The sequence below is a fragment of the Chitinophagales bacterium genome, from assembly GCA_017303835.1.
Classification (GTDB): domain Bacteria; phylum Bacteroidota; class Bacteroidia; order Chitinophagales; family Chitinophagaceae; genus JAFLBI01.
On the sequence record JAFLBI010000002.1, the window covers coordinates 307102 to 330778 of the forward strand.

Annotated in this window: 22 protein-coding genes; 17 read left to right on the forward strand and 5 right to left on the reverse strand. The window is 42.1% G+C overall.

The window, feature by feature from the left end:
* Positions 1-262: 262 nt before the first annotated feature.
* Both J0L83_14035 and J0L83_14040 read left to right on the forward strand, forming a co-directional pair.
* A complete protein-coding gene (locus J0L83_14035) occupies positions 263-2572 on the forward strand; it encodes a glycoside hydrolase family 3 C-terminal domain-containing protein (GenBank protein ID MBN8665696.1) in 2310 nt (769 codons plus the stop codon).
* Positions 2573-2657: 85 nt separating this feature from the next.
* The gene (locus J0L83_14040; protein MBN8665697.1) at positions 2658-3272 is read left to right on the forward strand and encodes a flavin reductase; all 615 of its coding nucleotides are present in this window, start codon (positions 2658-2660) and stop codon (positions 3270-3272) included.
* A gap of 13 nt (positions 3273-3285) precedes the next feature.
* Here J0L83_14040 and J0L83_14045 read toward each other — a convergent pair whose 3' ends face one another.
* Entirely contained in the window at positions 3286-3945 is a 660-nt protein-coding gene (locus J0L83_14045) for a hypothetical protein (protein ID MBN8665698.1), read from the reverse strand.
* 8 nt (positions 3946-3953) lie between these two features.
* On the reverse strand, positions 3954-4565 hold the full coding sequence (locus J0L83_14050) for a hypothetical protein (GenBank protein ID MBN8665699.1): 612 nt from the start codon (positions 4563-4565) through the stop codon (positions 3954-3956).
* Between the two features lie 122 nt (positions 4566-4687).
* Between J0L83_14050 and J0L83_14055 the strand changes: the two genes are divergently transcribed.
* Complete coding sequence (locus J0L83_14055) at positions 4688-5107, forward strand: YqaE/Pmp3 family membrane protein (protein MBN8665700.1); 420 nt, start codon at positions 4688-4690, stop codon at positions 5105-5107.
* Between the two features lie 34 nt (positions 5108-5141).
* On the opposite strand, the gene J0L83_14060 is transcribed toward J0L83_14055, so the two are convergent.
* Positions 5142-7541, reverse strand: a complete 2400-nt coding sequence (locus tag J0L83_14060) for a mechanosensitive ion channel (GenBank protein MBN8665701.1) — start codon at positions 7539-7541, stop codon at positions 5142-5144.
* Positions 7542-7637: 96 nt separating this feature from the next.
* Between J0L83_14060 and J0L83_14065 the strand changes: the two genes are divergently transcribed.
* On the forward strand, positions 7638-9014 hold the full coding sequence (locus J0L83_14065; protein ID MBN8665702.1) for a cellulase family glycosylhydrolase: 1377 nt from the start codon (positions 7638-7640) through the stop codon (positions 9012-9014).
* Between the two features lie 6 nt (positions 9015-9020).
* Here J0L83_14065 and J0L83_14070 read toward each other — a convergent pair whose 3' ends face one another.
* On the reverse strand, positions 9021-9293 hold the full coding sequence (locus tag J0L83_14070) for a hypothetical protein (protein MBN8665703.1): 273 nt from the start codon (positions 9291-9293) through the stop codon (positions 9021-9023).
* A 186-nt stretch (positions 9294-9479) separates the two neighbouring features.
* On the opposite strand from J0L83_14070, the gene J0L83_14075 reads away from it, so the two are divergent.
* Positions 9480-10334: a UDP-2,3-diacylglucosamine diphosphatase gene (locus J0L83_14075; GenBank protein ID MBN8665704.1), complete on the forward strand. Its 855-nt coding sequence runs from the start codon at positions 9480-9482 to the stop codon at positions 10332-10334.
* 2 nt (positions 10335-10336) lie between these two features.
* Positions 10337-11332 carry a glycosyl transferase gene (locus J0L83_14080; GenBank protein MBN8665705.1) on the forward strand — a complete coding sequence of 332 codons (996 nt, stop codon included), beginning with the start codon at positions 10337-10339 and terminating at the stop codon, positions 11330-11332.
* On the opposite strand, the gene J0L83_14085 is transcribed toward J0L83_14080, so the two are convergent.
* Positions 11322-12752, reverse strand: a complete 1431-nt coding sequence (locus tag J0L83_14085) for an amidohydrolase (GenBank protein MBN8665706.1) — start codon at positions 12750-12752, stop codon at positions 11322-11324. The genes J0L83_14080 and J0L83_14085 overlap by 11 nt on opposite strands.
* Positions 12753-13060: 308 nt before the next feature.
* Here J0L83_14085 and J0L83_14090 point away from each other — a divergent pair, with 308 nt between their 5' ends.
* The 11 genes from J0L83_14090 (at position 13061) to J0L83_14140 (ending at position 23575) form a co-directional block, all read left to right on the forward strand.
* Positions 13061-14869, forward strand: coding sequence for a bifunctional metallophosphatase/5'-nucleotidase (locus tag J0L83_14090; protein MBN8665707.1), 1809 nt, complete (start codon positions 13061-13063; stop codon positions 14867-14869).
* 97 nt (positions 14870-14966) lie between these two features.
* Complete coding sequence (locus tag J0L83_14095) at positions 14967-15599, forward strand: Crp/Fnr family transcriptional regulator (GenBank protein ID MBN8665708.1); 633 nt, start codon at positions 14967-14969, stop codon at positions 15597-15599.
* Positions 15600-15673: 74 nt separating this feature from the next.
* Positions 15674-16489, forward strand: a complete 816-nt coding sequence (locus tag J0L83_14100) for a sulfite exporter TauE/SafE family protein (GenBank protein MBN8665709.1) — start codon at positions 15674-15676, stop codon at positions 16487-16489.
* Between the two features lie 82 nt (positions 16490-16571).
* Positions 16572-17993 (forward strand): MBL fold metallo-hydrolase, encoded by a 1422-nt coding sequence (locus tag J0L83_14105; GenBank protein ID MBN8665710.1) that lies wholly within the window; start codon positions 16572-16574, stop codon positions 17991-17993.
* A 4-nt stretch (positions 17994-17997) separates the two neighbouring features.
* Positions 17998-18357: a rhodanese-like domain-containing protein gene (locus J0L83_14110; GenBank protein ID MBN8665711.1), complete on the forward strand. Its 360-nt coding sequence runs from the start codon at positions 17998-18000 to the stop codon at positions 18355-18357.
* A gap of 10 nt (positions 18358-18367) precedes the next feature.
* Positions 18368-18637 carry a rhodanese-like domain-containing protein gene (locus J0L83_14115; protein MBN8665712.1) on the forward strand — a complete coding sequence of 90 codons (270 nt, stop codon included), beginning with the start codon at positions 18368-18370 and terminating at the stop codon, positions 18635-18637.
* Between the two features lie 26 nt (positions 18638-18663).
* The gene (locus J0L83_14120; GenBank protein MBN8665713.1) at positions 18664-20079 is read left to right on the forward strand and encodes a hypothetical protein; all 1416 of its coding nucleotides are present in this window, start codon (positions 18664-18666) and stop codon (positions 20077-20079) included.
* Between the two features lie 81 nt (positions 20080-20160).
* A complete protein-coding gene (locus tag J0L83_14125) occupies positions 20161-20724 on the forward strand; it encodes a YeeE/YedE family protein (GenBank protein MBN8665714.1) in 564 nt (187 codons plus the stop codon).
* A gap of 25 nt (positions 20725-20749) precedes the next feature.
* Positions 20750-21277, forward strand: a complete 528-nt coding sequence (locus J0L83_14130) for a YeeE/YedE family protein (protein MBN8665715.1) — start codon at positions 20750-20752, stop codon at positions 21275-21277.
* A gap of 12 nt (positions 21278-21289) precedes the next feature.
* On the forward strand, positions 21290-22291 hold the full coding sequence (locus J0L83_14135; GenBank protein ID MBN8665716.1) for a c-type cytochrome: 1002 nt from the start codon (positions 21290-21292) through the stop codon (positions 22289-22291).
* Positions 22292-22297: 6 nt separating this feature from the next.
* Positions 22298-23575, forward strand: coding sequence for an MFS transporter (locus tag J0L83_14140; protein MBN8665717.1), 1278 nt, complete (start codon positions 22298-22300; stop codon positions 23573-23575).
* Positions 23576-23677 lie beyond the last annotated feature (102 nt).

The following is a 23677-nucleotide window of genomic DNA, read 5'->3' on the forward strand; positions in this document are numbered from 1 at the left end:
TAGCGTCTGTTAACTACGATTCGTCAGAGGATTTGTGGACTAATCTGGCTGTACTTCAATCGTTAGTATAGTTATTAGTGAATGTGCTAGTAGTAAGCTTATCAGCTAATCGTAGTATTATATGTAGTGGCCATTTGGGCAGTAGATGATGTTATTTCGGTAATTGACATTCGTCAAATAATGCGGTTTTTGTCAGGAATTTGATATTCGTCAGGCCTGAATTATCCTGAATTCAGGAATTTCATTAGCAAATAATTGCTGTATGAAATGGACATCACTTTCTATCTTTTGCTTTGCTGTACTGGCACAAACCGGTAATGCGCAGCAAGCATTGCCGCAATTGGGCAAGCAAAACAATGCCGCTGTTATTCGTTCCATGAGTTTGCAACAGAAAGTTGATTTATTGGTAGGGCAGGGCATGCGTATTCCGGGTATTACTGATGCCAATCAAGGTCCGGTTGTTGGTAAAACAGAAGACAAAGTGCCCGGTGCGGCAGGTACAACTGCGTCTATCTCTGCATTGGGTATCCCTGTAACAGTGGTGGCCGATGGCTCTGCAGGTTTGCGAATCTCACCGAAAAGACCGGGAGAAGAAAGAACATATTATGCAACTGCATTTCCCATCGCCACTCTGCTGGCTTCCTCCTGGGATACCAGTGTATTATATGCAGTTGGGAAAGCCATGGGTAGTGAGGCAAAAGCATATGGTGTTGATGTAATCCTTGGTCCGGGCATGAACATACAACGTAATGCACTTGGGGGTAGAAATTTCGAATACTACGCAGAAGATCCATTTGTAACAGGAACGATGGCCACAGCCATGGTGAAGGGCATTCAATCGAATGGAATTGGCACTTCAGTAAAACACTTCGCAGTTAATAATCATGAAACCAACCGCAATACCATCAATATCAAAATCGGCACTCGTGCACTTAGGGAAATTTACCTGAAGGGATTTGAAATGGTGGTGAAGCAGGCAAAGCCTTGGACGGTGATGTCATCTTACAATAAGATCAATGGCACGTATACTTCTGAAAGTCCAGATTTATTAAAGAAAATCCTTCGTGAAGACTGGGGTTATAAAGGCTTGGTCATGACGGATTGGTTTGGGGGTATGGATGCCGTTGCGCAGATGAAAGCAGGTAACGAATTACTCATGCCTGGCACACCACAGCAAGAGCAAGCCATCATCAATGCAGTGAAGAATGGCACACTTGCTGAATCTGTTATTGACGAGAATCTAGACAAACTTTTGAGTTATATACAGCTCACCCAATCATTTAAGGGAGCACAACCTAGTAATACACCAGATTTGAAAGCGCATGCTGTGATTGCGCGTCAAGCAGCAGCTGAGGGTATGGTCTTGTTGAAAAATGCATCAGGTGTATTGCCAATGTCTGCTGGAAAGCGTATTGCCGCATTTGGCAATTTCACGTATGATCTGGTATCAGGCGGTACAGGAAGTGGTGATGTAAATGAAGCGTATACCATTTCGCTGCCTCAGGGCTTAAGTGCTGCCGGCATTACACTAGATCCAGCAGTGCAAGCTGCTTATGAAGCACATATCAAAGCGGAGAAGGATAAATTACCCAAAGACCGTCCTTGGTTTCTGCCGCCACCCAGTATCCCTGAATTACAACCTGGTGCAGCTTTGATTGAAAGTGCAACCAATGCTGATTTGGCTATCATTACGATTGGTAGAATATCTGGTGAGTTCATGGATCGGAAAAAGGAAAATGATTTTTATCTCTCTTCAGCCGAGCAGCAACTGATCAGTGATGTGTCTGCTGCATTTCATGCAAAAGGAAAAAAAGTTGTTGTGGTACTGAATGTAGGTGGTGTTATTGAAACAGTGAGCTGGCGCGATAAAGTGGATGGTATTTTACTGGCATGGTTGCCCGGACAAGAAGCAGGGGCTGCAATTGCAGATGTACTGCGTGGTGCCGTCAATCCATCTGGCAAACTGGCGGTGAGCTTTCCTGTAAAGTTTGAAGACGACCCAACTGCTGAAGGCTTTCCAGGAAAGGAATATGGGGAGCCTATGCAAGTAGGTTTTATGCGTGCAAGAAAAGCAGAGATAGAATACAAGGAAGGTATCTTCATTGGCTATCGTGCTTTTGAAAAGCAATCCATACCAACGGCATATCCCTTTGGTTATGGCCTGTCGTACACCAGTTTTGCTTATAGTAACCTTAAACTGAATACTGCTGTTTGGAACGGACAATTACAAGTTCAGGTTACCGTGAAGAATACAGGAAAAACTGCCGGTAAAGAAATTGTGCAACTCTATGTTGCTGCGCCGGGTAAGGATATGCCAAAACCTGTTAAAGAATTAAAAGGTTTTGCCAAGACCAGATTATTGAAACCGGGTGAATCTCAAACTGTGCAATTCAAGCTGGATGCTGCGGCATTGGCATCATTTCAGGAGAGTAGTTCTCAGTGGATTGCTGAGCCTGGTGTTTATGGCTTGCTGATTGGCGCTTCCAGTAAGGACATTCGGGTTAAAGCAACTTGTACTGTTCCCAAAACCGTGTTACTTGAAACAGTAAATAAGGCATTGTTACCACAATAAGTATTTGTTTCTCTGCCCCCGGCTTCTGCAGTAATGCAGGGGCTTTTTTATTGCAACTTTTTGATGCAGCAAATGTTGAACAGTAATGGAGCAACAATTTACTAAAGCCGAATGGGTTAAATGGGATCGATTTTACAGGGCTAATTTTCTGAACAGCCTTAGTGGTTTTAAATCAGTTAGCTTAATTGGCACCATCAGTGAGAATGGTATTCCTAACCTGGCCATCTTCAGCAATATTGTACATCTTGGTGCAGATCCTGCTTTGATTGGCTTTGTGAACAGACCGCTAGCCGCTGCGCCAGATACCATTCGCAATATTCAGCAAACTGGCTATTATACCATTAATCATATACATGAAGCCATCTATCAACAGGCGCATCAGACCAGTGCAAAATATCCTGAGGATACAGATGAGTTTCTTGCAACAGGACTAGCTGCGCAATATCGTGCAGGTATTAAAGCGCCATTTGTGCAAGAAAGCAGGGTGCAATATTGTTTATCCCTCAAAGAGATTATTCCCATTCAATTGAACAACACTTTTTTTGTGATTGGTGCAGTGGAGCAGGTATTTGTTGATGATAGCTTTATTGCCTCAGACGGTTTTATTGACTTACACAAAGCAGGAAGTCTAACCAGTTGTGGCTTGGATGCATATTATTCGGCACAACCTTTAGAAAGGCTGGCTTACGCAAAACCTTGATGAAACAGTAGGATTATTTTCCGCCTAATTTGAAAACCAATCCGCTGCCCATGCCAAATTGCAATACAGAGGAGTTGGTAGACAAACCAACGCCGGAACCACTGGTGCCAAAATAAGCGCCACCACCAATCGACTGTACAGCAGATTGCAATTGCAATTGAAAACGCAGACCAATTGATTTGGCAGCCCATACGATAGCTCCGCCGTGAAGTCCCCATGCAAATCGAGTTAAGCTTCCATTGCCACCCGGGTCAGGATTTTTGATACTAATAATGGCCAGGCCAGCCTGTGCGCCACCAAAAGCTTCTGCTTTTTTGCCAATGGGTTGATAACGGTTACCTCCTATTAGAATATAGTTAATGCCTGTATTGAAATCCTTTCTTTTGACACCTCCGTTATTGCTAACATAGGTGAGGGGTACATCTGTATCCTGTCTGTAATAGTTGATGCTAACGCCAAAATTGCTTCTTGGCATCACCTCCAATCCCAAACCCCACTGAAAATTACCCATAATCTTACCTCTGTAATAGTTGCCCACATCAAAGTAAGAATCAATGGCATCATCAAACACATAATTGCCCAACACATGCATCCTGATAGCAGGAGCTTTCTGTGCGAAAGTGAATTGACCTGCAAGCAGCAGGCAAAAACAAAAGATGATTTTTTGTTTCATATCAGTGTTTAAATGATTTTTCTTTTTTGCATGTCTTTTACGAGTGCGTTACAGTAATCGGCAACTGCTCTGTTATCAGGATCAGTCGCTTTACTGCCAGCAGTATACTTTAACTGCTTATCCGCCAGACTGTAAAAATTGGTTTCAACACTGTAGAGATTACTGAATTGAAAGCCTTTACCGGGACTTTCATATACATTTTTATACAGCTGGCCGGTGAACTCCATATAGTTTCTATAATAATTGGGGGTAACAAAACTGCTACCCTTATCATAATTCGCTTGTTTCTCTACATTGGTGAGGTGTATTACCAGAACGCCATCGAAACCATCATTGGTTATGCGTTGTGCAAAATTGTCTCTGCCCATTTGTTGAGCAGCACGGTTGCCATACAAGCTGGTGCTTGTTGCTGCTGGAATACCTTTTTGTGTCAAAACTTCCAGCATGGTACGCTCTGTTCTGGCTGCGGCTGAATCATATTGCTCTGGCATCACAGAAACGACCAGAACTTTCTTCCAGGGTAACTGAATATTGGCGGTATTACTTTCTGCGTGATCAATAAACTTAGTGCTGGTGCAGGCAACACTGAATAAAAAAAATAATGGGAGAAACCTTTTCATGTGCGCTAATAATTCTTTGTGGGAAGATACAGGCTTTTCGGTTTGTTTACTGCTGAAGCAGGATAATTTGTTGCTGGTAAATCCGGTTTTTCCGATATTTAAATTGTACCAACACACCTATTATGAAAAAGATCTTTGTTTTTGTATGCTTCGCCCTGGGCTTATTGGCAGCGCCATCTGTAGAAGCAGCGGCTTTCAGCAAGCCTGCAATGGATGATTCAACTACATTAAGTGCTGAAGAAAGTATTCTGCTGAAAGAGTCTGTTCAGTCATTTCAGTCGCTCAGTAAGAAAGAGCGTAAGCAGCGTTTGCAGGAAGCAAAAAAGGCTTTGCGTGAATTGAAGGCTGCAAAAGCAGCTGGAGAGTCTAGCGATAATCAAGTGCTGGCCATCATTTTCGCAATACTGATTCCACCGGTTGGAGTAATTATTAAGGAGAAAGGCCAGGTTACAACCAAGTTCTGGATTTCCCTTTTGTTGACCTTGCTTTTCTGGTTGCCAGGCGCCATATATGCCCTGCTTGTTGTAACAGGCAATGCATAATTTTTCATTTACTCATGAGTGGTGGCTATTAGTGCTACCCCTCATGAGTAATATGTATATCCCTTTGGGGAAATGGAATTTCTATTTTGTTTGCACTGAATTGTTGTAGGATTTCTTGAATGACTTCGCTCTTGAGTTTTGTCCATTCATCGAAATTCTCAGCCCAGAACAATAGTCTAAGATTTACAGAGCTGTCTGCCAGTTCATGCAGTAAAACGGCTGGATGTGGATAATGTAAAATGCCCGGCAGCTGATGTAAGATATCCGCAGCAACTTTTTTCGCCGCAGCGATATCTGTTTTGTACGATACACCAACAATAATTTCCACACGCTTGTATGAATTATTTCTCGTCCAGTTAATTAACTGGGATGAGATCAATTCTCCATTTGGAACAATGATTTCTGCTCCTTCGTAAGTGTTGATTTTACTGCTTCTGATACCAATTTCTTTTACAGTGCCCATTCTGTTACCTACTTCAATAACATCGCCGATGGTCATTGGTTTTTCAAAAGCAAGAATGACGCCAGATACCAGATTGTTGACGATGTTCTGCAGGCCAAATCCGATACCTACGCCAAGTGCACCAATAACAATGGCAATCTTGTCAATAGGAATGCCAGCAGCACTTACTGCCAGGAAGAATCCAAGGATATAGATGAGCAATTTCAAGAGCAGTATCCAGGAGCCTGTCTTGTTTTTTCTGTTCAGTGCAAACTCAGATGCTTCATCCCTGAAAATAACTGTCAGCAATCCGGCAAGCAGGTTGGATACCCAAAGGATCATTAGAAAGATTGCGATGTTAATCAGGGAGAAATGGAAATTTCCGATTGACAACTCCTCATTCATGAATTGCCCGATTCTTGCTGCTAGAAATTCGTAGATATTCATGCCCCATGCCACAGTCATTAACCAAAGTATCACTGCGGTGATTTTTAAAACCGGGTCCATTTTTTTCCTGATGTCCTCAAATTCTACTCTTGATGTGAACCATAAGCTTTTCCTATTTGATTCAATTAACAGGAAGATGGATTCCAGCAATATTTCTTTTATCACTCCGAGTGTGATGGCTAATGCGAGAGATGTGTCAGATGTTGAAGAGAAGAGTTTTGCTAAAGTGAATCTGCCAAAAAGGTTACATATAATTGCTAAGCCATTGAGCGCAATAAAGAAGTAAAGCGCATAGCGGAAAATGGGTTGATCATCTTTTTGCGACCGCTTTAAGTGCTTTTGTATAAAATAACCAAGCACAATTGCTGCAATATTGAGTAATGCTAAACCAAAGCGTTCAGCATAAGACGAAAATAACAAGAGGCTGTCTATAGAAAACAAGAGCATGAGCACTAAGAACCCAAGCCAGTATTGCTTTAGTGTATTTGTCCACTTATCCCAGTTTAGCACAAGGGTAATGCAAGCCATCACGTACCAAAGTAATTCTACATAGATGGCCGGTGGTGATACATAAATAAATGGAGCAAGGGTACAGGCAATCAGGATGCAGCTAAGGAGTATGCTTTTCTTGAGCACGATAATACCACTTGAATTGTGGTTAGGATTTGATTGTACATTTCGGAGCAGTCTGCTCAGAATTAGCCAGATTGCTAATGTGATTAAAATATTCCATGCCCTTGTTGTCCATGTATTCGAAAAATAATAAGTGAGCAAGTAAAAAGCACGATCACTCGTTTTTCTAAAAACATCTGTGAAGCTGAATGCGTAATGATTTTGCTTGGTTTGATAGAGGTAGGGTTCTTCTTTTAAGAAGGCTTTTTGGGTAAAGGCTTTGATGTTTCTTTCGCACTCGCTGATAAGCTCTCCGGAAAGAAGGTAAAGACGGGTAATCTTGCCCTGCAGCGTACTGGTTAAAAACAAAGTATTTTGGATAACCGGCTTTGCGTTTTGCCATTTCTGGGTGATGTCGGCAAACTGAGAAGTATAGGCCAGTTTAAGTTCGCTTGTTGCAGAGTAAGATGCTAGTAAATTACTATCGATAAAAGTAATCTGCTGAGATAGGTCTGCTAATGCATGGGTATAATCAAAAAGCTTTTCTTGCCAATCTTTTAGTTCTTTCTTGAGCTGCCTTAAAATAACCCTTGTTGAATTAAGGGCGCGCATATTCAGGTTGTTCACCTGGTTATTCAAGGCAAGTTGCGTTAGTTGTAAGATCTGTTCGTACTCGGGCAATTTTTCTGCTATGCTTGTTGTGTCTAAACCATCCTGTAAGAGGTTATTGGCCTTATTGAGCAGATTGGCATAGCGTTCCAAATGCTCAATCATAGAGGTTGCTGATGTATCAAGTCGGTTACCAACCTGCTCTTTTACCTGTTTTGGTAAAGTGTTGGAGGCTGTGCTATCTTGGGCACTTAATACATCAAAAAAGCCAAGCAAAATGAAGATTGAAAGGAATAACCCTTTTATGTTGAATAGATACCTCATGTGCATTTGTGAATAGACTGTACAATTTAAATTTTATTGGACAATCATTTGTAAATTATTTATAGTTTTAGTCAAGTCTAACTGATATACTCCAGAATGCGTCTTTGTCTATGTAGCTTATTGTTATTATTGATTTATTCAGGCTTTGCGCAGGATGAACTTGCTTTTCATCGTCAGGCCAGTTTAGGAAAAGGCATGAACCTTACCTGGGCTGAACAATACTGGCGTGGAAATATTCGAATACAACAAACAGATTATTTCGAAACCAAAGCGCTGTATCGGAAAAAGGCAGAATTGCCTAAGATGAAAGCACTTGGTGTCAAGACCTTGCGTCTGCCGGTTTGTTTCGACAGATGGGAAAACAGAGTAAGGCCCTATAGTATTGATTCCGTTTCCTATTTCACAGCTGTAGATAGTATGATTCGCTGGACAGCTGAGCTGAACATGAATATCATCATCTGCTATCAGCATGGGTTTCTTCAGCCAGGCAATACACAGTATGATGATACAGCGCGATTGTACAGTTTGTGGGAGCAGATTGCCCGACATTACCAGTACAGCAATCCCGATCAGGTTTTCTTTTCCATATTTAATGAGCCGCATGATATTACGGACGCTGAATGGAAGCTTGTTGCAAACAGACTTATTCGAATCATCAGAAAATACCTGCCACAGCACACTTTGATTGCTGGTGGAACAGAATACAATAGTTTGAAAGGCTTGTTGCGTATGCAACCTCTAGAAGATCATAACATCATTTACGCAGTGCATTACTATGAGCCCTTGATTTTTACACATCAGGGTGCAGGATGGATGAGCAGAGAGTATCAGACCTTGCACGTAGCTTTCGGTGATCCTACAGCAGTTTTACCTGAATCTGCTGATGCTAAAGAGAATGGTTGGAATGATTATAATAAACAACTGTTTAATCAGTGGAAAGACAGCAACCGTGTGCTACGTGATGTGCGTAATTTGATTCAATGGAGCAGAATGCACCAAGTACCTGTATATATTGAGGAGTTTGGTTCTTACCGCGCTGCAGATGCGAATCAGCGTGCCAGACATATGTTGTATTTGAGAAAAGCTTTTGAAAAGTACACAATACCTTATGCCTGGTGGGAGTGGGATGGTAATTTCTCTTTCTTTGTTGATGACAAAATTCCCCTCTTGTATCAGGAGGCCTGGGGCATGCATCCCGCTGAACATGCACCACCTTTCTGGAAAGTTGAGTATCTGCCTAATGATGGATCAACAAGCATTCAGATACAGTTTGATCAACCCGTTAATGGAAGAATTGCCCTGGTAACAGTAGAGCGGAAGAAACTCAGGGATATTTCATTGAAAAATCAGCAAAGCATCACAATCAAAGGAGCTGGTCTGCCTAGCACACAAATTAAAGTTTCGTTGTGGGACGAAAACAACCGCTTGCGTGGCACCTATACTTGGGATTTACGTCCTGCCAGTTTAAAATAGATACACTTAGGCTATCTGCACATGATAGCGATTCCCAATTCTGTAGTAATGCACTTTAGACGCCTGGATAATATTCCATTCCTCTGGGTCTTCTACCAGCAATGGATTTACAGCACTCAGGCTTTGGTACATTTTCTTAACGTGCAGTTGTATTAGTTCTGGCGATTGGCTGCTTAGTAATGAATGCAAACTTGATTCAATCAATAGGTAAGCTTCGGTTTCATTGTGTGCATGTCTGATTTGATCAATCAAGTGCAGCTCATCAGCAGGTAAGTACATATTGCGTGATTTTGGGAATGAAAAGTTACCAGTGCAATATGATCTCCTGCACCTTTTCATGTTAAGTTTTTAAAATGTTTACAGTGCATGTGTATTCATATTGGCTTCATAGTAAGGTCATAATTCCCTAACCTTTCCCTAACCCAGGGTTCATACAGACTGTACAATTTTGATAAACCCAACTACATGGAAAGAAGATCCGTTGAAGTAGTGGTACTCAGCGACTTACATCTGGGCACCTATGGCTGTCAGGCAAAGGAAATCGTAACCTATCTGCGCAGCATCCAGCCCCAGCTGCTGATCTTAAATGGAGACATTATAGATATCTGGCAGTTCAGCAAGCGCTTTTTTCCCGTTGCCCATATGCAGGTACTCAAAGAGATTTTTTCCTTGCTCTCTCAAGGCACTCGCGTTATCTATATCACCGGTAATCATGATGAAGCTTTACGTAGATACAGTGGAATGCGTATCGGTAATTTGGAGCTTGCAGATAAGTTTGTAATGGAAATGAATGGGAAAATGACCTGGTTTTTTCATGGTGATGTGTTCGATAGAACGACCAAGGGGTCTGCTAAATTGATTGCCAAATTGGGCGGCTATGGATATGACTTACTCATTTTGATTAATAGCTTTTTGAATAAACTGCTTGTCTTATTAGGCCGGGAGAAAATGAGTTTTAGTAAGCGTGTAAAGAATAGTGTAAAAAAAGCGGTTAGCTGGATTGCAGATTTTGAACAGACAGCTGCAGAGCTGGCAATCGAAAAGCAATATGATTATGTTGTCTGCGGGCATATTCATCAGCCTCAAAAAAGGGTCATTACAACCAAGAATGGTAGTGTAACTTATTTAAATAGCGGGGATTGGATTGAGAATCTATCCTCCTTAGAATACAATAAAGGCAATTGGGAAATTGTGTACTACGATCCCACTGTTTATCAGGAAAAACTGGCTCCGGTTATTACCATGGATAAGCAGTTGCCAAAGCTTGATGTGCTGGCAGATACCATCCATCATTATGTCTACTCTTTACGCGTAGATTAAGCATGAAAATTTTTTACGCAGTTCAGGCAACTGGAAATGGTCATATCGCAAGGGCGATTGAACTCCTGCCTTATCTGCGCAAGCATGGAAAAGTAGATATTTTTCTTAGTGGCAATAACGCAAACTTGCAAGGTGGACTAACACCAAGCTTTGTAAGTAAAGGATTGAGTTTACACTATGCTAACAATGGTGGTTTAGACTATGGGAAAATGGTGAAGCAGTTCGCCATACGGAGAATGCTGCGTGAGGCAAAATCACTTCCATTAAAAGCCTATGATCTGGTTATTAATGATTTTGAACCCATTACGGCATTGGCAGCGAAACGCCAGAAAGTGCCGAGTATCGGCTTTGGACACCAAGCAAGTTTTCAGAGTGATTTTGTACCAAGGCCTATAAGGAAAAGTACAATAGGTGAATGGGTGCTCAAGCATTATGCACCTGCCACGGCCTATATTGGTCTGCATTTTGAGCAATATGATGATTTTATTTATGGTCCCGTAATCAAGGATGCTATTGAAAAAGCTAAGCCCGAGAATCATGGGCATATCACTGTTTATCTCCCACATTATCAAGATCAGCTACTCAAAAATCTGTTTCTACAAATCCCGGAATATCGCTTCGAGATATTCTCGCGAAATATGCAGGTTGTGGTTGAAGATAGAAATATTGTTTTTCGTCCAATCTCTAATCAGCATTTTACCCAAAGCCTGATTCATTGTCATGGTGTGTTAACCGGTGGTGGTTTTGAAACACCTGCAGAAGCATTGTATCTGAGAAAAAAACTGATGGTGGTACCTATTCGCGGTCAATACGAACAACAATGTAATGCGGCTGCTTTGCAAGAGATGCAAGTGACTGTGCTCAAAACAATCAATGATCAGTTTTTAGCTGAAATTCATCGTTGGCTAGAGCAAACAACTATTCCACCCATGATTAAGCCTGTTTCAAAGGAAGTAATTATTGATGCTGTTATAGAAAGAGGGATGGCTATTGCTTAGGTACAGGTGGTGGTCCGTCAGGGAGCATGGCTTTCCAGACTTCATTACCTTTTCTTTTCAGAAATTCTGCACGGATATCTTTTCTGAGCTGTTCGTCCTCAAACAAATCAACCATAGTGGTGCCTAATGATTTTGCCGCAAACAACATACCCTTGTGTCCAATACTCATACCTCCACAGGCTACCACAACCCAGGAGTGCCAAGGCGCTTTGTAAGGTGCTGTTACGGCGTTTAGTGTTATTTCCGGAACGATATAACTGATATCACCTACATCGGTAGAACCACCATCAGGATCAGGTCTGGTGATTTCCATTGGCTTAATGCTGCCATCAATACCTCTAGCAGAATCACCATATGCACGCATGATTTCATCGGCAAAGCGTATTTCCTCAGGAGTATATTTGATGGGTCCAACCAGTTGCATATTCTGATACAATGTTTTGGCTCCGGTTTCATTCACCAGTAATTCGTACAAGCCATTCTCCATAAAGAAATCCACTTCTGTGCCCGTCATCATTGCTGCCCCTTTAGCTACTTCCTTCATTCTAGCTTCTACTGCTGCTACGCCACTTCTCTTCGAATCGCGAATCCAAATCCACACACTGGCTTCATCCGGAATCACATTTGGTACATTACCAGCTTGCTTATACACATAATGAATGCGTACACTGGGTTTTACATGCTCGCGCATAAAGTTCATACCGATATTGAATAACTCTGCTGCGTCCAAAGCGCTTTTACCATTCCATGGATCTGCAGCTGCGTGGGCTGATTTGCCTTTGAATTTGACTGTATAGCTCACTACTGCCTGTGAACTTTGCATATTGGCCAGGTTCTCATAATGCGGATGCCAGTCCAGACAAACATCCAGGTCGTTGAATACACCGGCCCTTGCCATATAAACTTTTCCTGCTAGGTCTTCTTCAGCGGGTGTACCATAGAATCGAATGGTTCCTTTCAACTTTCCTGCAGCAATCAATTCTTTGATAGCGATGGCAGCACCGAGACTACCTGCACCAAACATGTTGTGCCCGCAACCATGTCCGGCAGCGCCGGGCTGTAAAGCTTGTTTTTGACTGCTGGCTTTTTGAGATAAACCGGGTAATGCATCAAATTCTCCGAGAATGCCGATGATCGGCTTGCCCGATCCATATTCAGCTATAAAAGCTGTAGGAATTGCTGCTATGTTTCTGGTTACACGAAACCCTTGTTTTTCCGCATAATCCGATAACACTTTGGCCGATTGATGCTCGCGCATGGCAATTTCCGCAAAGCTCCAGACTTGGTCACTCAGCTGAATCAGTGCCTGTTCATGCTGCTGAACTGAGCGAAGTACAGCTTGTTTGTTGGGTGAAGTGTTTTGCTGGCTAAAAAGCTGTGTAGATAGGCTTAGCAACAAAATAATTCCTGTTGATCTCATGGCAAAGGGTTTGCTTAAATATACAAATCAATTCCTTCAGGAGAATATTGTAGTGATCTTTCTACAAGAGTTTGGTAGTTACAGCGATATGCGACACTGGCTTAGAAAGATAGTTTTGTACTGCAATCGTTGATCATTATCATATACTGAGTGATAACAAACTTTGTTTTTGGTTTCAGGATGTAGCAAATCCCCCCGGAAATTCTTTTCCGGGGTTTTTTATTACATTGAATGGTTATATGTGACTGTGGTCACTCATGCGCTACTTTAAAGCCCGCATTTTCATTTGATAAACAAGAACGATTGCCATGTCAACACACAAGCAAAACACATGCACCTGTCATGCATGCGTTGAAAAAGCCATTTCTGATCAGGAACGTAAAGCTCACCAGACGACGGTTGCGGAAAGTAGGCGCGACTTTCTTCGCAATGCAGGTAAGTTGGGTTTAGGTGTTGGTGGGGGTTTGCTTGCTTCGCCTTTGGCTGCCAGTAGTTTAGCAGATCAGGATCAGGCCGGGCAGTTCAAAGAGATGGCTCAAAGTAAAGTGATTGAGCAAGGTAAAGCCAAGCGCATTACTTTATTGCACACAGCAGACATCCATGCGCAATTGATGGTGCATGATGAGTTTTTCTGGGAAAATGAGCAACCTGTTTATCGTAAACGTGGCGGATTTGCCACTTTGAAAACAATGCTAGACCGTTTACGGAAAGATAATCCGGCAAACACGCTGCTGATTGATGGCGGTGATTGTTTTCAGGGTAGTGGCGTGGCTGCCATGAGTAAGGGTAAAGCGATTGTGCCCCTGATGAATCAAATTGGGTATGATATTATGCTACCAGGTAACTGGGAAGTAGTCTATGGCAAAGAAATGATGATGCAGGATATGTTTGCGTATAACGGTGTGAAAGTATGTGCAAACATGTTTCATGATACCAATGATGAAAGAAAAGGTGAATTGATCTTTCCTCCATACCATGTCCGTTACATTGGTGGCATCAAGATTGGCTTCATTGGATATAATGATCCACTTACGCCTAAGCGTCAATCGCCTGCTTACAGCGATGGTATCAAGTTTAGTTTTCCTGAACAGAATATTGAGCAATATGTGCGCATACTACGAGAGTATGAGCAATGTCAGATGGTGTTTCTATTAACGCATATGGGTTTGGCACAGCAGGTAGGTTTGGCCAATATACCACAGGTGAAAGGAGTAGATTATATACTTGGGGCTGATACGCATGAACGTGTGAGAACACCTATTGAAGGAAAATTTGCGAAAGTGACTGAGCCCGGCGCATTTGGCTCTTTTGTAGCAAAGCTGGATATCGTAGTAGAAAAGGGTGTGGTGAAGGAACATACTTATCAGTTATTGGATGTAGACCCTGCAAGAGATAAGCCGGATCCCGCCATGGTGCAAATGGTTGCAGCAGCACGTGCGCCTTATGTAAAAGAGTTGAATAGGGTGATTGGTAAAACAAAAACGCCCTTGGTTCGCTATTATGTGATTGAAACGCCAATGGATAATATGATTACCGATGCCATTATGTGGAAGTTTCAACCGGATATAGCGCTGAGTAATGGTTTTCGTTTTTGTCCGCCACTAGTGCCAGATCCTGTAAAAGGCGAAGCAGATATAACCGTTGATTATTTATGGAATATGCTGCCTGTAGACAGTGAAGCAAAGATTGGTGTGATCACAGGTAAGCAGCTGTGGGATTGGATGGAAAAAGAATTGCAAAACGCATTTGCCAAAGATCCCTCCAAGCGTTTCGGCGGCTGGGTGGTAAGATTCAAGGGGATGGAAGTGAATTTCACAATTGGCAATGTAGCTGGCAAACGGGTAAATTGGATAAAAGTAAAAGGTGCGCCTGTAGTTATGGATAAGGAATACAGTTTTGTGGCTTGTGAGCGTGAGGGTGATCCTGATACCACTATTTGTAGAGTAGAAGGGGTAAAATCGCCAAAGCGTCTTGGTGCAAGCTTGCATACCATCATAGAGGAATACCTGAAAATACACTCTCCGGTTTCTCCAAAACTGGAGGGAAGATGTACGGCTACAGATGCACCAAACACCTTGCTAACACAATTGCAGGGTGTGGGTTATACCTTTCGCTAACTGGCTGTGACATTTGTCACAACCGCTGAGGGTGTACGCAACGTTATTTGCATTGGTTTGTTCTGCTATTATTATTGAATCAAGTAATGGATTGTTCATGACACTAGAGCAATTGAAGTTGTCGTTTCCAGGACTGGAAGCTGAGCTGTATGAGGAGTTATTGGCACATGCTGAACTGAAAGAGTATCCGGCAGGTTCCACCTTATTGCGGATTGGCCAGACCATTCGTTCAACCATGTTGGTACTGGAAGGTGTGGTGAAACTCTATCAGGAAGATGAGACTGGCAATGAGTTTTTGATTTATCACTTGCAGCCTGGTCAGGCTTGTGCGGTTTCAATGGTGTGTACCTATGCACAGGAAACTAGTCAGGTAATGGCCAGAACCCTAACAGATGTGGTTATGTTGACTATTCCACTTCAGTATATGGACAGCTGGTTGTCTAAATACAAAAGCTGGCACTATTTTGTCATTAAGACCTATCGTTCAAGGTATGAGGAGCTCTTGAATACCATTAATGAAATTGCTTTTAAGAATATGGATGAAAGACTGGAATTTTACTTGCGCAGGCAGGTAAAGCAGTTTGGTCATCATGTGAAGTTGACACATCAGGAGATTGCAACAGATCTGAATACATCCCGTGAGGTCATCAGCCGGCTGATGAAGAAGATGGAGAAAAATGGTTGGATACAAATCAACCGCAATTCCTTTGAGTGGATTAGAAAAGACTAAAATTTCTTTCCCTGTGATTCCTGTCACAAATACTTCTTTTCAGGAAACGCAGTTTTGCCAGCAAATAAAAAAATATGGAAATAGCCGGATACATAGCTTCTTTGTTAATAGGATTGTCGCTTGGCTTAATTGGTGGCGGTGGCTCTATACTTACCGTACCGGTATTGGTATATCTGTTTGGTGTTGACCCTGTAAGTGCAACGGCTTATTCATTATTTATTGTAGGCTCAACAAGCTTGGTTGGTGTTTATCCTAAATATCGCTCAAGTGAAGTGAATCTGAAGACTGCAATCATCTTTGGCATTCCGTCTATTCTTGCTGTGTATGCAACAAGAGCATGGATAGTGCCCGCAATTCCGAAAGAGGTGTTCAGTGTCGGAGATTTTGTAGTTACCAAGGCACTGCTTATGATGATTTTGTTTGCAGTACTAATGGTGTTTGCTTCTGTATCTATGATCAGGGATAAAAAACAATCTGGTGCAACAGATGAAAATGCAGTTCAACATTTTAATTATCCCATGATCTTATTGGAAGGGACCATCGTGGGCGTCCTGACTGGTTTGGTGGGTGCCGGTGGTGGTTTTCTGATCATACCTGCTTTGGTACTTTTTAGCAAATTGCCAATGAAGCAAGCTGTGGGTACCTCACTCTTAATTATTGCAGCCAAGTCATTAATTGGTTTTACTGGCGATCTGGGTAATATGGTTATGGATTGGACTTTATTGCTCTCTGTTGCAGCATTAGCTATTGTGGGCATTTTTATTGGAAACGGACTTAGTAAAAAAGTATCTGCATCCAGCTTGAAGAAAGGTTTTGGCTGGTTCGTACTGGTAATGGGCATTTACATTATTCTAAAGGAGTTGTTGTCAGCTGGCGTATCTGCACATTAAAAATTTTATGTGTGACTTAAGTCATTGATACGGCTTATTACTACCTACATTTTTGCATCATAAAAATTTAAAAATAGTTGCTATGAAGATTGAACAAATCTATACAGGATGTCTGGCTCAGGGAGCTTATTACATTGAAAGTGAAGGTGAGGCAGTGATCATTGATCCATTGCGTGAAGTACAGCCTTATATTCAGAAGGCAGAGCGAAACGGAGCTAAGATTAAGTATGTGTTGGAAACGCATTTCCACGCAGACTTCGTTTCTGGTCACCTGGATTTGTCAAAGAAAACTGGTGCCCCCATCGTGTACGGTCCTAATGCAAAACCAGATTTCGATTTCTATTCTGCAAAAGATGGTGAAGAACTGAAAGTAGGTAAGCTCACTATTCAGGTATTACACACACCTGGCCACACCATGGAAAGTACTTGTTACCTGTTGAAAGATGCGCAGCAAAAGCCAGTTGGTTTGTTCAGTGGTGATACACTGTTTATTGGTGATGTTGGTCGTCCTGATTTGGCTCAGAAAGTAAAAGCTGATCTTACGCAGGAAATTTTGGCTGGTCATTTGTTCGACTCATTGCGTAATAAGATCATGACGCTGCCTGATGAGGTTATCGTTTATCCTGCACATGGCGCTGGTTCTGCATGTGGTAAAAATATGAGTAAGGAAACAACAGATACGCTCGGTAATCAGAAGAAGAACAATTATGCATTGCGTGCAGATATGACCAAAGAAGAATTCATTAAAGAAGTTACTGATGGTCTGGTAGCACCGCCTGCTTATTTCCCATTGAATGTAATGTTAAACATTCAGGGTTATGAAAGTATTGATACTGTATTGGAGAGAGGATTAAAGGCGCTCTCACCTCAGGCGTTTGAAGCAGCTGCTACAGAAACAGGTGCTGTTGTATTGGATGTTCGTCAGGCCCAGGTATTTGCGCAGGGTTTTGTACCTAACTCCATTAATATTGGTATTGATGGACAGTTTGCACCATGGGTTGGCGCTTTGATTCCGGATATCCGCAAGGAAATACTCATCGTAGCTGAGCCTGGCACAGAAGAAGAAGTGGTAACGCGTCTGAGTCGTGTAGGATATGATTATGTTATTGGTTACCTGGAAGGTGGTGTTGAAGCATGGAGAAAAGCAGGTTTTGAAGTAGATAGCATTAAGAGTATCGATGCTGCAGAACTGGCTGCAATTCAGCAAAAGCAAAATGATGTGCGTATTCTGGATGTGCGCAAGAAGAGCGAACATTTTAGTGAGCATATTATAAACGCAGAAAATGCGCCATTGGATACAGTGAATGATGCAATGAGTTCACTGGATAAGGATGCAACTTACTATGTGCATTGTGCAGGTGGTTATCGCTCCATGATTTTTATTTCTATACTTCGTTCCAGAGGTTTCCATAATCTGGTAGATGTAAAGGGTGGCTTTAAAGCCATTAAAGAGAGTGGTTTGTTCTCAGTAAGCGATTATGTATGCCCATCTACGATGCTTTAATCTAATGCATAACAAGAAATTCATATTGATTTGGTTGGTTTTGGCACTGCTTGTCGCTGCAGCTTGCAACAGAATAGTTGTCAACGGGCAGCGACAACCTGCCAGTGCTATTGTCTTAGATGTTCGTACAGCAGAGGAATATGCGCAAGGGCACTTACCAAAGGCAATCAATTACAATGTTTTGGATACACTTGCTTTTCAACAACACATACAGCAATTAGATAAACGCAAACATTACGTAGTGTACTGCAGAAGTGGAAAGCGGAGTAAAACCGCAGTGGCTAAAATGCAGGCTGCAGGTTTTCAGCACATTACAGAAATAGATGGTGGTATACAGGCGTATAAAGGAAAAATTGTACAATAATTTATTCGTTATGACAGCAACATTTGATACAGCAACAGCTTTATTTGTAGATGTAAGAACCGAAGCTGAATACCAGGGTGGTCACAGAAAAGGGGCGTTGAATATTCCCTTACATGAATTGCCTTATCGTTTGAACGAGATTCAAGGTTTGGGTAAAGAACCTGTGGTGTTTTATTGCAGAAGTGGCAATAGAAGCGGTCAGGCTGTTGGCTATTTGCAGCAGCAGGGTTTTACCAATATTTACAACGGAGGCAGTTTAGAAGAAGCACTGGCGCTATAACTCGTCATACACAAAGACTTCCCTTCATGCAAAGAGTCATTTGGTTGGCAGCATTGCTGTTGATAAGTAATGTATTGCCCGCCCAGCATCAAGAATTACAAGAGCGGCCCGGTATCTGGAAGCAGAAGCAATCTGCGAAAGATTCCAATTCATTGCATCATGCTTTTACCAGCGGGACAGTGCATGGGCATATTCGTAATTTCCTGATGGTAACAGACAATCAGGCCGGTCTTACAGACTATTATGCCAATGGTACAGGTGGTGCTATTCGCTATGAGACGGCACGTTTTCGCAAATTGAAATTTGTAGTGAGCGGTTTTTTTGTATTCAATACTTTTTCTGCTGATTTAGCAAAACCTGATCCGAAAACAGGTGCTTCAAATCGTTATGAAACTGCATTATTTGATGTGGAAGATCCGGCGAATAAGAATGATATTGACCGTTTAGAGGATTTGCATGTAAGCTACCAATCCAAACAATTGCAAATCATTTTTGGTAAGCAGTTAATCAATACGCCATTCATTAATCTACAAGACGGGCGAATGCGTCCAACCGGAGTAGAAGGTTTGGTGGTTAACTGGCAGGCTTCACCCAAAAGCCGTCTAGAAATGTCGTGGTTATACAGGATATCTCCACGAGGCACAGTTAAGTGGTATGGTATTGGCGAATCTATTGGTATTTACCCGGTTGGTGTAAACCCTGATGGCAGCAAGTCTGAGTATCGGGATAATACACACAGCAATTTTGTTGCAATGTTGGGTTGGAAACAGCAGTTAGTAACTAATTGGCAAATGCAGGTTTGGAATTTGTATTCTGACAGGGTTTTTAATACGGCTATGTTGCAGTTAGATTATCAATCAAAACAGACTAAACCCAGATGGATAAGTGCTGCTCAGCTCATACATCAGCAAAGTGTAGCTGAAGGAGGCAATGCAGCTCAGCAAAAAGCATATTTCCCGAAGGGGGCTTCATCCTTGAGTTTTGGTGCAAAGTTTGGTTGGGAGAACAGGCAATGGGCTTTGTCATTGAATTATAATCGGATTACTGCCAAAGGAAGATACCTGATGCCAAGAGAGTGGGGGCGAGATCCATTCTTTACTTTTCTCGCACGGGAACGTAATGACGGACTAGGTGATGTACATGCGCTTGTTGGGCGAGTGAGATACGATTTTGCTTCAGCGCTAACCAGTGTGCAATTTGGAACAGGTTATTATCAATTGCCAGATGTGTCTGATACGCGTTTGAATAAATATGGTTTACCATCTTACGTTCAAACAAATTTGGATATTCGGCATAAGTTTACCGGCCTAATGGAGGGTTTGGAAGCGCAATTGTTGTATTTGGTGAAGTGGAAGGCAGCTACAGCTGATTTACCAGAAAAGTTCATCATTAATAAAGTGAACATGCAGCAATGGAACTTTGTTGTAAATTATCATTTCTAAGGATTTTTTGTTAGGTGATATAAAGCACAGATACAGATTTCAGAGCATCACATATTTACAAACGCACAAAACAGTACAGGTATGTTAGAAACATTGAAACAACCATGGCCGTGGTATGTGGCCGGAGTGATTATCGGGTTGATTGTACCCGCCTTATTGATTCTGGGGAATAAGCATTTTGGTTTATCAGCCAATTTCAGACATGCTTGCGCAGCTTGCTTTCCTGCAGATATCAATTTCTTTAAGTATGAATGGAAAAAGGAACTGTGGAATTTCTTTTTTGTGATGGGCATTTTTGGTGGTGCAATCATTGCAGCCACTTTGTTGCAGAATCCAGATCCTATTGTCGTGCACCCGGATTTAAGTAATGATTTAAATGCTTTAGGTATTGCCGATAGATCAGGTATTCTGCCTAAAGAATTGTTCTCTTTTGAAAGTCTGTTTTCGGTAAGGGGTTTGGTCATGCTGATTGGCGGTGGTTTTCTGGTTGGCTTTGGATCTAGATATGCCGGTGGTTGTACATCCGGGCATGCCATCATGGGCTTGAGCAATTTGCAGTGGCCTTCACTCGTGGCAACCATCATGTTCATGGTGGGTGGTTTTCTGATGGCCAATTGGATACTCCCTTTCATTCTCGCATTATAATCTGATCACACATTAATCATCGTATATGTCTCAAATAAATGCATTTGTTGAAGCGCCTGTTTTAAACGCTGATGACAGAGATTTTGAAGTTCGTTCCTTAGATACTATGTGTGTGAACGAATCACACATTCAGCACCCTTGGTGGTATAATTTCAAGTACACACTTGTTGGTATCATTTTCGGTATTGTATTCGTGAAAGCGGAAATCATCTCCTGGTTTAGAATTCAGGAAATGTTTCGACTGCAGAGTTTTCATATGTATGGTGTAATAGGTACAGCTGTTGTAGTTGGTGCATTGTCTGTTTTCATGATTAAAAAATTTCAGGTAAAAACCATACACGGCGAGGCTATTGAGTTTCATCCTAAGAAGTTTAACAAAGGCCAGATCTATGGTGGTTTATTGTTTGGTTTGGGTTGGGCATTAACCGGTGCTTGTCCTGGTCCTTTGTTTGCACAAATCGGTACAGGCGTATTTGTGATTGCTGTAGTTGTGTTGAGTGCCATCGCAGGTACCTGGACATATGGCTACTTGCGCGATAAACTGCCACACTAAAATTGATTTGTCATGAAACATCTGCAACAAAATTGGTTGGTATACCTAATTGCCTTGATTGTATTAGGCGCATTTGTGGAACGTGCATTGCGTCCTGCTACTTTTCCTGCAGCCAATTTGACTTCCGCAATTATAGTGGATAGTCATTGGGTAGCCCCCAGTTTGTATACAGATGAAACGCCCAAGGGAAATGCGCTTGATGAACTTTTGTATGGTGAGGATTTGATCATTAATACGGCAAGATATTTTGGTCCCAAGGGTAGCGTTGCACAAATCACCAACGGCATGAATTGCCAGAACTGTCATTTAAATGGTGGAAGAAAAGCTTGGGGAAATAATTATGGTGCTGTTGCAGCAACTTATCCAAAATTCCGTGATAGAAGTGGCAGTATAGAAAGTATTTCCAAGCGCGTGAACGATTGTTTTGAAAGAAGTTTGAATGGCAGCGCCATTGATTCCAATTCACGTGAGATGAAAGCAATCATTGCCTATATACAATGGTTGGGCAAAGATGTGCTAAAAGGAAAAGTGATGAAGGGGGTTGGTATCACACAGTTGACTTATCTGGACAGATCTGCATCGCCTGAAAAGGGCAAACAAGTCTATAGTGCTAAGTGCGTGAGTTGCCATGGTGCAGACGGACAGGGTCAACCAGATGCCAATGGAATCGTGTATAATTACCCGCCATTGTGGGGGCCGCACAGCTATAATACTGGTGCAGGGTTATATCGCTTAAGCAGATTGGCAGGATACATCAAAGACAATATGCCTTTTAATCAAGCTTCTCATGAGCAACCTGCTTTAACAGATGAAGAATGTTGGGATGTGGCTGCATTCATCAATGCACAACAACATCCTGCTAAGGATATTTCAAAAGATTGGCCAGATATTAGTAAGAAACCTGTGGATCATCCTTTCGGTCCTTATGCTGATGGATTCAGCGAGGAGCAACATAAGTTCGGTCCGTTTAAGCCTATCATCGCTGCGCGAAAGCAGCAATCTGCCGGTAAGTAACCAATTATGTTGCAGGCAATACACCATACAACACAGCCTGAATCTGGTATCAGAAAAAATGCAAGACAATTTGTTTTGCTGGTGATCGTGAATGCTTTTGTGGGTGCCATGATTGGTTTAGAGCGCAGTGTGCTGGCTGATTTAGGTGTGCAGATATTTCATTTGCAATTAGGCATTGTCCTTACCAGTTTTGTACTTGCATTTGGCTTGGTAAAAGCCATCACCAATCTAGCAGTAGCAAAATTGTTGAAGCGCCTTACACGTAAGCAGTTACTATTGCTTGGATGGTTATTTGCATTGCCGGTGCCTTTTCTATTGAGTTTTGCTGAGAGCTGGGTATGGATTTTTGTTGCCAATATTTTTTTAGGGATTCATCAGGGTTTATCCTGGTCTGCTGCAGTAGTAATGAAGATTGATATTGCTGGTTCCAAAGACAGGGGACTTGCCATGGGCTTGAATGAGTTTGCTGGTTATGCATCAGTTGGATTGGCAGCTTATTTTGCAACTGTTTTGGCTAAATCCTACGGACTAGCTTTTTATCCGTTCATTCCCGGTTTCTTTTTTGTGGCAGTTGGTTTGTTGCTCACTTTGGTATGGGTAAATGATACGCATGCATTTGTTCAGGCCGAAGCTGCACATTCTTCTCAAGCAATCTTTCATGATTTGTCGCAACAGGTAAGCTATCGGCACCATAATCTTGGTTCTGTAAGTATAAATGGGTTTGTCAATAATTTGAATGATGCAGTTATCTGGTTATTGTTGCCCGGGCTGATTATGGGAAAAGGATTCAGCATCACACAAATGGGCTTTGCCGCAGCTGTGTATCCGCTGGTGTGGGGTGGACTGCAATTAATAACCGGAAGAGCTGGTGATCAGTTTTGCAAGAAGCAATTAATAACCGGTGGTATGTTCTTGCAAGCTGCCGCATTGGTTTTATTAGCTGTAGTGAATCAATATGCTCTGGTTTTATTGGCATTGATTTTCTTAGGTGCGGGAACAGCACTGGTCTATCCCAATTTTATGACAGTCATTGCTGAGAATACACATCCAAACCAACGCGCAAATGCTTTGTCCTTGTTTCGTTTTTGGCGCGATATGGGTTATGTGGTTGGCGCTTTATTAACTGGCTGGCTCATGCCTTTGACTTCAATAACCGGTCTTATTTTCATCACTGCACTTATAACTGCTGCGGCAGGTTTTATTGCGCATTGGCGGATGTGTTGCACAAGAAAATTGTTTTGGCGTGATCGTGTTTGCGCTTCAGATCTGGCGCCCTTTGCATAACAATGTGTACTTCTTACACACTCGTAATCAGTTGATTACATGACAAAAATCATAGTTCTGTTCACAATTTTTCAATCGTTTGCAGCGTATTTACCCCTACAT